General features: G+C 64.5%; 12 protein-coding genes. 8 read left to right on the top strand and 4 right to left on the bottom strand.

Annotated elements, in window-relative coordinates; translation table 11 throughout:
- Positions 1–5: 5 nt before the first annotated feature.
- From P0Y64_17350 to P0Y64_17360, 3 genes are read right to left on the bottom strand one after another with little or no spacing between them, the layout of a single operon-like run.
- The gene (locus tag P0Y64_17350) at positions 6–1427 is read right to left on the bottom strand and encodes a tetratricopeptide repeat protein (protein WEK43077.1); all 1422 of its coding nucleotides are present in this window, start codon (positions 1425–1427) and stop codon (positions 6–8) included.
- A gap of 21 nt (positions 1428–1448) precedes the next feature.
- The gene (locus P0Y64_17355; protein ID WEK43078.1) at positions 1449–1997 is read right to left on the bottom strand and encodes a hypothetical protein; all 549 of its coding nucleotides are present in this window, start codon (positions 1995–1997) and stop codon (positions 1449–1451) included.
- Complete coding sequence (locus tag P0Y64_17360; GenBank protein WEK43079.1) at positions 1997–2713, bottom strand: ParA family protein; 717 nt, start codon at positions 2711–2713, stop codon at positions 1997–1999. The genes P0Y64_17355 and P0Y64_17360 overlap by 1 nt, the downstream gene beginning before the upstream one ends.
- A gap of 214 nt (positions 2714–2927) precedes the next feature.
- On the opposite strand from P0Y64_17360, the gene P0Y64_17365 reads away from it, so the two are divergent.
- Complete coding sequence (locus P0Y64_17365; GenBank protein WEK43080.1) at positions 2928–3941, top strand: SPOR domain-containing protein; 1014 nt, start codon at positions 2928–2930, stop codon at positions 3939–3941.
- Between the two features lie 160 nt (positions 3942–4101).
- On the opposite strand, the gene serB is transcribed toward P0Y64_17365, so the two are convergent.
- A complete protein-coding gene (serB, locus tag P0Y64_17370) occupies positions 4102–4983 on the bottom strand; it encodes a phosphoserine phosphatase SerB (protein ID WEK43081.1) in 882 nt (293 codons plus the stop codon).
- Positions 4984–5097: 114 nt separating this feature from the next.
- On the opposite strand from serB, the gene miaA reads away from it, so the two are divergent.
- The 7 genes from miaA (at position 5098) to P0Y64_17405 (ending at position 11713) form a co-directional block, all read left to right on the top strand.
- Positions 5098–6012, top strand: coding sequence for a tRNA (adenosine(37)-N6)-dimethylallyltransferase MiaA (gene miaA, locus P0Y64_17375; protein WEK43082.1), 915 nt, complete (start codon positions 5098–5100; stop codon positions 6010–6012).
- Between the two features lie 79 nt (positions 6013–6091).
- Entirely contained in the window at positions 6092–7852 is a 1761-nt protein-coding gene (locus P0Y64_17380; GenBank protein WEK43083.1) for an acetolactate synthase 3 large subunit, read from the top strand.
- 65 nt (positions 7853–7917) lie between these two features.
- Positions 7918–8433, top strand: a complete 516-nt coding sequence (ilvN, locus tag P0Y64_17385) for an acetolactate synthase small subunit (GenBank protein WEK43084.1) — start codon at positions 7918–7920, stop codon at positions 8431–8433.
- Between the two features lie 65 nt (positions 8434–8498).
- Entirely contained in the window at positions 8499–9518 is a 1020-nt protein-coding gene (ilvC, locus tag P0Y64_17390; GenBank protein ID WEK43085.1) for a ketol-acid reductoisomerase, read from the top strand.
- Positions 9519–9611: 93 nt separating this feature from the next.
- Complete coding sequence (locus P0Y64_17395) at positions 9612–10379, top strand: hypothetical protein (protein ID WEK43086.1); 768 nt, start codon at positions 9612–9614, stop codon at positions 10377–10379.
- A gap of 94 nt (positions 10380–10473) precedes the next feature.
- On the top strand, positions 10474–11094 hold the full coding sequence (locus tag P0Y64_17400; GenBank protein WEK43087.1) for a YceI family protein: 621 nt from the start codon (positions 10474–10476) through the stop codon (positions 11092–11094).
- Positions 11095–11101: 7 nt separating this feature from the next.
- On the top strand, positions 11102–11713 hold the full coding sequence (locus tag P0Y64_17405) for a TMEM175 family protein (protein WEK43088.1): 612 nt from the start codon (positions 11102–11104) through the stop codon (positions 11711–11713).
- Positions 11714–11776: the final 63 nt, after the last annotated feature.

Consider the following 11776-nt stretch of genomic DNA (forward strand, 5'->3'; position numbering starts at 1 on the left):
GTCGCTCAGCGCGATGCGACCTGCACGCCGCCCTTCGCCCACTGCGCGACCTGATCGCCGGCACCGGCACGGACGAAGCATACCCCCCCCTCCGCGCGATAGGCGCGACAGGTGGCGTCCGCGTCCGCACGGGTGAAGCCGCCGATGGAAAGGCGGTAATATTCGCGATCGGAAGCTTTAAAGATCATCCCCGCCGGCGCCTTGCCGGAGAAGCCGGCGAAACGACGCTGCGCCCGCGACCAGGCATCCTTGGCAACCCCGGAGGAGGAGAAGGCGCCAATCTGGACGTACCAATCGCCCTTTTCCTGCACGCGCGCCGCACGGAGCGATGTCTGGCGGCGAAGCGAAGCCTCATTCCGCGCCACGATCACCTTTGCGGCAGCGAAATCGCTCGCCGGGATCGCCTGAACGAATTCTTTATGTTGCGCAAAAACTACTCGGGCGAAGGCGGGTGACGGTGCAGCTTCGACCGCTGGCAGGACGTGCGCCACGGGGGCAATCTGCGGCGTGTCTGCAATCTGCGGCGCCGGAGCAGGCTGTGTGACCGACGCGATTTGAGGCGCGTAGGCGACCTGCGAAGGCGGAACAGCGGCTACCTCCACCGGCTTCGGCTCGGGCGCGGACATGACGGCGGTTGCCGCGTCGCTATCCGCCTTGGCTACCGCGACCGGCACGGATGCGTTGAGCGCCAGCGCGACCGGCTGGCCGGGATCCTGCGCCGGGGTCACGCCGAGCAGTGTGGCGACCTGATCCGCCGCGTTATTCGGCTTGGCGAAGGCGGCCCATTGCATGATCCGCTGATCCGCTTCGATCGGCGACAGATCGACGCCGACTATGTTGCGCGCCTCTTGCCAGCGCCCGGCCAATGCCATGGCAAGTGCAAGATTCTGGCGTGTCTTGGCTGTCGCCGCCGGGCTGCGCGTCGCTGCGATCAACACGTCAACGCCCGAGGCCGGGCTACCCGCAAGCGCAAGCGCGAGGCCGAAATCTGTCGGATCGAGCTGTGCGGCATGAGCGTCCAGCGTCTTGCGTGCACTCTCCCAATGGCCGCCGGCGATTTGCGCAAGCGCAAGATTGAGCGCGGCGCGCCCGTCCGTCGGTTGCAGGGTCAGGACATCATTATAAGCCGCCTCGGCGGAAGCAAAGCGGCCGGCCTTGAGATAGCTTTGTCCGAGAAGCACGCGATAGCCGACTTCGCGAGGCTGCATCGCCACCGCCGCCTCGGCAAAGGAGGTGGCCTGCGCCACCTGCCCCTTGGCCAGTGCCTTGCGCGCCTTTTCCGCATTGGCGGCGGCCTGCTTGGTAACGGCGGCGTCGCTGCGACTGCTGGCGGAAGCGACTCCTGCCCCACCCTGCGTGCATCCAACCATGGTGCCACCGAATACCAGCGCCGAAAGGCTTAGGCTGGCGATCGCGCGAATCCTCATGACCATTTTCCCGTATCCCGATCAGCGCTTCTTGCGCGGCGGTAGTTGCGCGACGAGCGTCTCCACCTCCGGCAGAGTGGCGATGAAAACGTCCAGCGCCTCGGTAACGAGTTGCTGCGCTGAGCGATTGCGCGTCGCAGAGGCGAGACGCAGCCGCAGATGGCGCTCCTCATCCAGGCGCAGCGTAAAGGCGGATTTGCGACGATGCGCGGTCTCGCGCCGGATACGCGCGGCCGTGGCGACCGATACGTTCGCTGCCGGTGGAAGCGGCGTAAGGGCTACAGGCGACTTCGGTGCGGGCGCCTCTTCGACGCTTTCCTCTTCCGGCTCGTATTGCGCTGCCGGTTCGGTCGGACGGGCTGCAAACCCCTCGTGCAGCGCCTCACGCTCCGCCAATACCGGCGGCACGACGGGAGGCTCGCCCATGTCGTTCCAGCCAAGCGCATCGCCCGCGGTCGAGAGACCGGCGAGACTGGCGAACCCCTGTGGACGCATCGCGGGGCGGGCCTGCCCCTTACGCGCGAGCAGCCCCGACGAGAGCGAGGCCAGCGGCTTGGGTGCGCCGAACATCAGCCGACCACCCGCCGGCCGAAGCCGGCTGCTGCGGTGCGCGAGGCGACGAAGCCGTTAACGGCCGTCGGCGTGGTGAATACGGTGCGGCGGAAGTTCTTTTCCAGCCGATCGGAAATATAGCTCCACAACGCGACAACCTCGTTCGCGGACCGGCCCTTCGGATCGGTCTCCATCACGGTGCGGCCGTCGATCATCGACGCGGCGAAATCGGTGCGCTGGTGAACGGTGACCGGCGCGACCGTGCCATGCTGCGACAGTGCGACCGCCGCCTCGCTGGTGATCCGAGCCTTGGGCGTGGCGCCATTGACGACGAAGATCAGCGGCTTGCTCGCGCGCTCGCACAGATCGACCGTGGCGCCCACGGCGCGCAGATCATGCGGGCTGGGGCGCGTGGGGATGACGATCAGTTCAGCGACCTGGATCACGCTCTGGATCGCCATGGTGATCGCGGGTGGCGTATCGATCACTGCGAGCTTGAAGCCCTGCTGGCGCAGCACCTCCAGATCGGCGGCCAGCCGTGCCACGGTGGTCTGCGCGAACGCCGGATATTCCGCCGTCCGTTCGTTCCACCAATCCGCCAGCGAGCCTTGTGGATCGATGTCGATCAGCACGACCGGGCCGGCGCCGGCAAGTTGCGCTTGCACGGCGAGGTGGCCGGACAAGGTGGTCTTGCCAGACCCTCCCTTTTGCGATGCCATTGCGAGAACGCGCATGAGTCCCTCAAATCCACCTGTTCAGAGGGCTGAAATGCCATGAGGGAAGATAAGGAAAGGTAAATGGCGTGGAAGGGCGTCGCGTTATCGTTTGAACCCGAATGCTGCGCCAGACGATCGCTCCATCGCGGACTTTACAGGAACGAATGGTTAATTGCCCGGTGATATGGCTTGGGGCATGTTTCTGGAGCATCAACGGGATGGGGGCTGGGCGATGAGGATGGCGTATCTTGGCGCGCTGGCGCTGATGGCGATGGCCGGGCCGGCGATCGCCGACGTGAAGGCCGGAGTCGATGCGTGGAGCCGGGGGGATTACGACAAAGCTGTAGCCGAATGGCGCAAGCCGGCGATCGCGGGAGACGCGGACGCGCAGTTCAACATGGGCCAAGCCTATAAGCTCGGGCGCGGCGTGTCGGTCGATCAGACCCAGGCGATCGACTGGTTCCGCAAGGCGGCGCTGCAAGGCCATGCACAGGCGCAGGACAATTACGCGCTCAGCCTGTTTCAGGAAGGCCGCAAGGCAGACGCCCTGCCCTGGCTGGAAAAATCGGTAGCGCGCGATGAAAAGCGCACCGAACTGGTGCTCGGCACGATGCTGTTCAACGGCGATGCAGTTACGAAGGATTGGGCCCGCGCCTTCGCGCTTGTCTCGCGCTCGTCGCAGCAAGGCCTGGCACAAGCGTCGCAAACGCTGGCGCAGATGGATCAATATGTCACTCCGGAGCAGCGCCAGCAGGGGCTCGCCATGGCGAAGCGGATCGAGGTCGAGGGCCGCTCCGCACGCCTCGCCGCCGCGACCGCGCCCTCATCCGCGCCGCAACACACGGCGGCGCTAAATCAGCCCGCGGCCACGATCAGCAAAGCGCCGGGCGCGAATTACTCCGTCCCCGGCAAGGCGCCGACTCATTCGACCACGCCGGCTCCCAAACCCGAAAAGCTCGCCAAAGCGGAACCCGCACACCCCACGCCGGCCAAACCGAAAGAGCCGAAAGCCACCCCTGCTCCAATGTCCGCAAATGGAAACTGGCGCATCCAGCTCGGCGCGTTCCGCGATGAGAACAACGCCCACGCCCTGTGGGGCAAGGTTGGCAGCAAAACCGGCGGCCGGGTTAGCTACGTCAAGACTGGGGACATCACCAAGGTACGGGCGACGGGCTTCCCCTCTCGCGGGGCGGCACAGGCGGCATGCGACAAAGCGGGCGTGACGTGTGTGGTGGTGGCGCCGTAACCGCGATTTGGGATCATGACCGTCGATCCGTCTCCGAGCGCCATTCAACTGGCATCGGAGACAGGATCGATCCGTCGAGGACAGCATCGCACTTGATGACCAACGGACACCCCGTCGCGATATAGGTAAAATATAACCGGAATATCGCGCGTCGTGCGCTTTACCTCACTACCCAATCCTTCCGCGCGATCCCCTGCGCCCATAGCAACGCGGTAAGATCGCCGTGATCGATCCGTGCCGCCGCAGCAGCGGCCACGATCGGCTTGGCGTGATAAGCCACCCCCAGCCCGGCAATCCCGATCATCGCAAGATCGTTTGCGCCATCACCCACCGCCAGGGTTTCCGCGTCGGAGAGCGCGAGTTCCGCACGTACTTCACGCAGCGTGCGTTCCTTGGTCGCGGAATCGACGATCGGCTTGCCCACCGTTCCCGTCAGCCGCGCATTGCTTACCTCCAGCCGGTTGGCGATCACGCGGTGGAAGCCGATCGTTTCTCCCACCGGCTCGGCGAAGGCGGTGAAGCCGCCAGAAACCAGCACGGCGGTCGCGCCACGCGCACCCATCGTCTGCACAAGCGCCTCCGCACCGGGCATGATCCGCAACCGCTCCGCACGACAACGATCGATCGCATCCGCGCCGAGATCCTTGAGCAACGCAACGCGCGCATCCAGCGCAGCGGCAAAATCTAGTTCGCCGCGCATCGCCGCCTCGGTTATCTCTGCGATCTGCGGCTTGATCCCGGCATAATCGGCCAGTTCGTCGATGCACTCGATCGTGATCATGGTCGAATCCATGTCAGCCACGAGCAGCTTCTTCTCGCGCCCCGCACTGAGCTGCACGACGATATCGACGCGATCGAACGCGCCCTCCAAGGCGGAGCGCGCCGCCTCGGGCGCCTGTTCGAACCGAATATCCGCCGCATCGCCCTCATCGAGCCACACGGCATCTCCCGGCGCGCAATCGGCCGCCGCGAGCCGCGCGCGCGCATCAGAGAGGATGTGGGCGGAGAGCCGTCCCGTTGCTATCAACGTCGCCGTGAACATCGAACTTCCTCACTCCCACCCCGCCCTCGCCGCCGCCCGATCGGGCCGTAAGACGGTTGAATATGACGGACGCCTCGCGAAAAACCTGACGCGTACGGATCGAAAGATCGCCCCGTGACCCGTCCTGTGGTGGCGCTCATTGCAGGGCCGACGGCGAGCGGCAAGTCCGCGCTGGCGATCGCACTGGCGGAAAGCGCCAACGGCGTGGTGATCAACGCCGATGCGAGCCAGGTCTATCGCGATCTGCGTATCCTGAGCGCGCGGCCGGATGCAGCGGACGAGGCACGCGTGCCGCATCGGCTGTTCGGCTATATCGATGGCGCATTATCCTGCTCGGCTGCGCAATGGGCGGCGGACGCGCGAACGGCGATCGAGGCCGCGCATAAAGAAGCGCGCCTGCCGATCCTCGTTGGCGGCACCGGGCTTTATCTGCGTACGCTGATCGACGGGATCGCGCCCGTGCCGGAAATCGACCCCGCGATCCGTGCTGCCGTACGCGCCATGCCGGTCGCGGAAGCTCATGCGGCGTTGTCGCACGAAGACCCCGCCGCCGCCGCACGCCTCGCCCCGGCGGACACTGCGCGGGTGGCACGCGCGCTGGAGGTGGTGCGTTCGACCGGACAGGCGCTTGGCGAGTGGCAGGCACAGCTCAACGGTGGGATCGGCGCGTCGATCGACCTGCGGCCAGTGATCCTGCTGCCCGATCGGGAGGAACTGGTGACCCGCTGCGACGCTCGCCTCATCGAGATGTTCGATGGTGGTGCCGTGGAGGAAGTCGCACAGCTGATGGCTCGCACGGACGTGCCCGCCGACGCCCCGGTGCGCCGCGCGATCGGCGTACCGGAAATCGCGGCGATGCTGTCAGGGAAGATCACGCGGGAAACGGCGCTCCGCGACGCGCAGTTCGCGACGCGGCGTTATTCCAAGCGTCAATATACCTGGTTTCGCAATCAGCCGCCTGCGGAATGGGAGCGCCTCTCTCAGCCGCCAAAGGGCGATTTGAAAGAATATTTCAATATTTTACCTTGACGCGTAATATTTGATGCACTAGCGCGCTTCGACCACGCGAGCTATTCGCTTGTGCAGCATGAAATAAGGAGTGATCGACGTGACCGAGAAGAGCGGAGCAGACATCCTGGTCGAGGCGCTGTGCGATCTCGGCGTGGACGTCATCTTCGGCTATCCGGGGGGCGCGGTCCTTCCGATTTACGACGCGATCTTCCGCTCGCAGCGCATTCGCCACATTCTCGTTCGCCATGAACAGGCCGCGACGCATGCGGCGGAGGGCTATGCGCGTTCCACCGGCAAGCCGGGCGTGGTGCTCGTCACTTCCGGCCCCGGCGCGACCAATGCGGTTACCGGCATCACCGATGCGCTGCTGGATTCGATCCCCATGGTGGTGATCACCGGGCAGGTGGCGACGCATCTGATCGGCTCCGACGCGTTTCAGGAAGCCGATACGGTCGGCATTACGCGGCACTGCACCAAACACAATTATCTGGTGAAAGACCCCGCGCGGTTGGGGCCCGTGGTGCATGAGGCATTTCATATCGCCACCTCCGGCCGCCCCGGCCCGGTGGTGATCGACATTCCCAAGGACGTGCAGGTCGCCACCGCGAACTACACCCGGCCCGGCCCGATCCAGCACAAGACGTATCGCCCGCCGGTGAAGGCCGATCGAAGCGACATCGAGCAGGTCGTCGACATGCTGGCGGCGGCGGAACGGCCGATCCTTTATACCGGCGGCGGCGTGATCAACTCCGGCCCCGGCGCGAGCCAGTTGCTGCGTGAACTCGCCAAGATCACCGGTGCGCCGGTAACCTCGACGCTAATGGGCCTCGGCGCCTATCCGGCATCCAGCCCGCAATGGCTCGGAATGCTGGGGATGCACGGCACCTATGAAGCCAATATGGCGATGAATCAGGCCGACCTGATCGTCGCGATCGGCGCGCGCTTCGACGATCGCGTGACGGGCCGGCTAGACGCGTTCAGCCCGAACAGCCGCAAGGTGCATATCGACGTCGATCGTTCGTCGATGAACAAGACGGTGCGGATCGACCTTCCCGTGCTGGCCGATGCCGGCCACGCGATGGAGGACATGATCCATATCTGGAAGTCGCGCCAGCATCCCAAGCCCGACGTTTCCGAATGGTGGCGGCGGATCGATGGCTGGCGCGCGGTGAACAGCCTCGACTTCCCGGAAGACGGGCCAAACAGCTTTCAGGGCGCGATCATGCCGCAGCGCGCGATCAAGGCCTTGTGGGAGGCTACGCACGCCAAGGCGCCGATCATCACCACCGAGGTGGGTCAGCACCAGATGTGGGCGGCGCAGCATTTCGGCTTCGAAAGCCCGAACAAGTGGCTCACCTCGGGCGGCCTGGGAACGATGGGCTATGGCTTGCCCGCCGCGATCGGCGCGCAACTCGGCAACCCCAATGCACTGGTGATCGATATCGCCGGCGAAGCCTCGATCCAGATGAACATTCAGGAACTGGCGACCGCGACGCAATATCGCCTGCCGGTGAAGATCTTCATCCTCAACAACGAATATATGGGCATGGTCCGCCAGTGGCAGGAGCTGACCTATGAAAGCCGCTATGCCGAAAGCTATTCGGATGCGCTGCCCGATTTCGTGAAGCTGGCCGAGGCTTATGGCTGGAAGGGTATCCTCATCGAACGGCCCGATCAGCTTGAAAGCGGCATCGCCGACATGCTGGCCCATGATGGGCCGGTGATGGTCGATTGCCGGGTGGCGAAGCTCGCCAACTGCTTCCCGATGATCCCCAGCGGCGCGGCGCATACCGACATGATCCTGCAGGCGAACGAGGTTTCGGGCACGATGAACGACGAGGCCAAGGCGCTCGTCTGATCCATCCTGCGACAATGAAACCTATCCAATTTCAGGGAGATTCCGGCGCTGGCCGGGATGATGACATGCACATCAGGGAAGAAAAAGCCGAACGCCACACGCTGGCGGTGATCGTCGATAACGAACCGGGCATCCTCGCCCGGATCGCGGGGCTGTTCACCGCGCGCGGCTATAATATCGAAAGCCTGACGGTGAGCGAGATCACGGCGGACAAACAGGTCAGCCGGATCACGATCGTTACCTCGGCCGGCCCCGCGACGCTGGAGCAGATCGTGGCGCAGCTCGATCGGCTCGTGCCGGTGCACCGCGTCCACGATCTTACCGCGGAGGGCGATCACGTCGAGCGCGAGCTGGCGCTGGTGAAGGTGCGCGGCACCGGCGATCACCGGATCGAGGCGCTGCGGCTGGCCGATGTCTATCGCGCCCGCGTGGTCGATGCGACGACCTCCAGCTTCGTGTTCGAAGTGACCGGCAGCATCGAGAAGATCAACAAATTCGTCGAACTGATGGGCGAAGTCGGCCTGATCGAGGTCGCCCGCACCGGCATCGTCGCCATCTCGCGGGGCAAGGATCCCGCCTGAGCATTCACTTTCATCGCCCGTCGCTGCGGGCCGCACCCCAATGATATTCACGAAAGGATTATGACATGCGCGTCTATTACGATCGCGACGCCGATCTGAACCTGATCACGGGCAAGAAGATCGCCATCATCGGCTATGGCTCGCAAGGTCACGCCCATGCGCAGAACCTCCGCGATTCCGGCGTCAAGGAAGTCGCGATCGCGCTGCGTGAGGGCTCTGCCACCGCGAAGAAGGCCGAAGCCGCCGGCTTCAAGGTCATGTCGAACAAGGAAGCGGCGAAGTGGGCCGATGTCCTGATGATCCTCGCGCCCGATGAGCATCAGGCGGCGATCTGGGAGAACGACCTGAAGGGCAATCTGCGCCCCGGCAGCGCGCTCGCCTTCGCGCACGGCCTCAACGTCCATTTCGGGCTGATCGAGCCGCCCGCGGATATCGACGTGATCATGATCGCGCCGAAGGGCCCGGGCCACACCGTCCGTTCCGAATATGCCCGCGGCGGAGGCGTCCCCTGCCTGATCGCGGTTCATCAGGATGCGAGCGGCAACGCGCACGACGTCGCGCTGGCTTATGCCTCCGGCGTCGGCGGCGGCCGCTCGGGCATCATCGAGACGAATTTCCGCGAGGAATGCGAAACCGATCTATTCGGCGAGCAGGCCGTGCTCTGCGGCGGCGCCACCGCGCTCGTCCAGGCCGGTTTCGAAACGCTGGTCGAGGCGGGTTACGCGCCTGAAATGGCCTATTTCGAGTGCCTTCACGAACTGAAGCTGATCGTCGACCTGATGTATGAAGGCGGCATCGCCAACATGCGCTATTCGATCAGCAACACCGCCGAATATGGCGACATCACCACCGGCCCGCGCATCATCACCGATGAGACGAAGAAGGAAATGAAGCGCGTTCTGGCGGACATCCAGTCCGGTCGCTTCGTCAAGAACTTCGTGCTCGACAACCGTGCCGGCCAGCCGGAATTGAAGGCCGCGCGCAAGGCCGCCGCGACGCATCAGATCGAGCAGGTCGGCAGCAAGCTGCGCGCGATGATGCCGTGGATCGGCGCGAACAAGCTGGTGGACAAGGAACGTAACTGATCCGGCCTGTAATCGGCTTGTAATCCGAAAACCGCGACGAACCGTGTTTGATCGCTGGTGCATTCTCGCCCTCGCCTCTCTAGAGGCGGGGGCGTGATTCGTACGGCGTCCTACCGTTCCTCGTCGTATCAGTCGCAAGTCGGCGTGCGCGGTCGCGTCGGCTCGCTGCTGCTCTCGCTCGCCGTTGGCGTTCTTGTCGTTCTCGCGCTCATCACGGTCGGCGCGATCACCGGAACGCCGCTGATCGTCGACATGCGCCCGCTCTCCACCTTCAACGTGTCAGAGGCGAAGGGCGAACAGCGCAACAAGACCAAAACCGTGGTCGAGCGCCCGAAGGCCGAGAAACAGGAAAAGCATCAGGCCGCTCCGCCGCCCCGCGCTACGTCGGCACCGACACCGCCGATCACACTGCCCGGCGTCATCATGCTATCGCGCGCCGATTTTGCGGCATCCGATATCGGGCGGATCAAGTCGCAGCGCGACCAGACGGCATCGGCCAACGGCGAAACGGGCGATCACGCCACGCCCAACGGCTCACAGGTAGCCGCCGCAGGGGGCGCACCCGGTGGCGAAGATCTCTATTACGCCGAATGGTATCGTGAGCCGACCCACGCCGAGATGGCGACCTATCTCCCCGCGCGGCAGGCCGCCGGCTGGGGCATGGTGATCTGCCGTATCGCGGAACGCTACCATGTCGAGGATTGCCGCGAGATCGGCGAGACACCGGGATCGGGCATATCCCGCGCGCTGCGGCAGGCATCGTGGCAGTTCCTCGTCCGCCCGCCGCGCGTCGGCAACCGGCCGATGATCGGCGCATGGGTGAGAATCAAGTTCGATCTGATCGAAGGCGCGGTTAAATAACCTCATCAGATGCGGAAACTCCGCGTTTCGATTTTCGGCGCTTCCCCCTGCCCGGCCCTTGTGGTTCACTCCGTGGAAAGAAAAGGAACCTGCCATGCGTTTCACCGCCATCGCCGTCATTGCCCTCGCCTCCACCGCACTCGTCGCACAGCAAACGCCCACCGCCCCTCCGGGATCGCACAATCCCGCCGCAGTCGTAGCCGGCACCTATACGGTCGATCCGCGTCACACGCTGATCGAATGGACTGTCGATCACCTTGGCTTTACGCCCTATTTCGGGCTGTTCGGCGATACGACCGGCACGCTGACGCTCGATCCCGCCAAGCCGAACGCCGCGAAGGTCGAGGTCACGATTCCCGTCAGCAAGGTGCTGACGGCCAACGCCGATCTCACCGCGCATCTGCTCCGCGCGCCGAAGGAAGGCGCGAAGGCCGATTTCTTCGGCCCCAGCCCGGCTGACGCGCATTTCGTCTCCACCAAGGTGACGGCGAACGGCGAAAACGCGAAGATCGACGGTAATCTGACGCTGAACGGCGTGACGAAGCCGGTCACGCTCGACGCCAAATTCCATGGCGCCGGCAAGATGATGGGCAAGGACAATGTCGGCTTCACCGCAATGACCACGATCCGCCGCAGCGATTTCGGCGTCGCATACGGCATTCCGATGGTGTCCGACGAAGTAAAGCTGAAGATCAGCGCCGCCTTCGCGAAGTAAGCGCATCATGGGGGATAGCGAGGCCGGCGAAGGTCAGGGCGTTGGCCGGGTGGAGGCATTCTCCGACGGCGTGATCGCGATCATCATCACGATCATGGTGCTGGAGCTGAAGGTGCCGGCAGAGGAGGGGATTGGCCACATCCTGTCGATGTGGCACCTCTTCCTCGCTTATGCGCTTAGCTATGCCTATGTCGGCCTCTATTGGGGCAATCATCATCGGCTGCTCGGCCACGCCCGTACCGTCGGCAACGCACTGATCTGGTCTAACCTTGCGTTGCTGTTCGGTCTCAGCCTCGTGCCGTTCGGCACCGCCTATCTCGGCGAGCATGAGTTCAGCCGCACTGCGACGCAGGTCTATCTCGTCACGCTGATCCTGCCCGCCGTCGGCTATGCGTGGCTGCAGCGCGTGGTCGCACGGACCGGCGCGCGGCATGAGGCGGCGCGCGATTATCACCTGCGCACCACCCGCAAGGGCTATTTCGCCATGGTGGTCTATGCGCTGGGCTTCGCGCTTACCTTCGTCTCGCCATGGCTGGGAATCGCCTGCGCGGGGCTGGTCGCATTGTTCTGGATCGTACCGCAAACGCCGTTCGACCGGCTTTTCGCGCATCGGGGCTAGACAGCGCCGCCCCCCACGGGTTACCGCATACGGCAATGACGCAGGTGTTCGGCCTTCTCCTTC

Origin of the sequence: Candidatus Sphingomonas colombiensis (assembly GCA_029202845.1) — a bacterium.
Taxonomy (GTDB): domain Bacteria; phylum Pseudomonadota; class Alphaproteobacteria; order Sphingomonadales; family Sphingomonadaceae; genus Sphingomonas; species Sphingomonas colombiensis.

Excerpts from the sequence above, each read along its gene's own strand:
- P0Y64_17405 (WEK43088.1), top strand. The coding sequence starts at position 11,102 with ATGGGGGATAGCGAGGCCGGCGAAGGTCAGGGCGTTGGCCGGGTGGAG.
- P0Y64_17355 (WEK43078.1), bottom strand. The coding sequence starts at position 1,997 with ATGTTCGGCGCACCCAAGCCGCTGGCCTCGCTCTCGTCGGGGCTGCTC.
- P0Y64_17365 (WEK43080.1), top strand. The coding sequence starts at position 2,928 with ATGAGGATGGCGTATCTTGGCGCGCTGGCGCTGATGGCGATGGCCGGG.
- P0Y64_17350 (WEK43077.1), bottom strand. The coding sequence starts at position 1,427 with ATGAGGATTCGCGCGATCGCCAGCCTAAGCCTTTCGGCGCTGGTATTC.
- P0Y64_17360 (WEK43079.1), bottom strand. The coding sequence starts at position 2,713 with ATGCGCGTTCTCGCAATGGCATCGCAAAAGGGAGGGTCTGGCAAGACC.
- serB (WEK43081.1), bottom strand. The coding sequence starts at position 4,983 with ATGTTCACGGCGACGTTGATAGCAACGGGACGGCTCTCCGCCCACATC.
- ilvN (WEK43084.1), top strand. The coding sequence starts at position 7,918 with ATGCACATCAGGGAAGAAAAAGCCGAACGCCACACGCTGGCGGTGATC.
- ilvC (WEK43085.1), top strand. The coding sequence starts at position 8,499 with ATGCGCGTCTATTACGATCGCGACGCCGATCTGAACCTGATCACGGGC.
- P0Y64_17400 (WEK43087.1), top strand. The coding sequence starts at position 10,474 with ATGCGTTTCACCGCCATCGCCGTCATTGCCCTCGCCTCCACCGCACTC.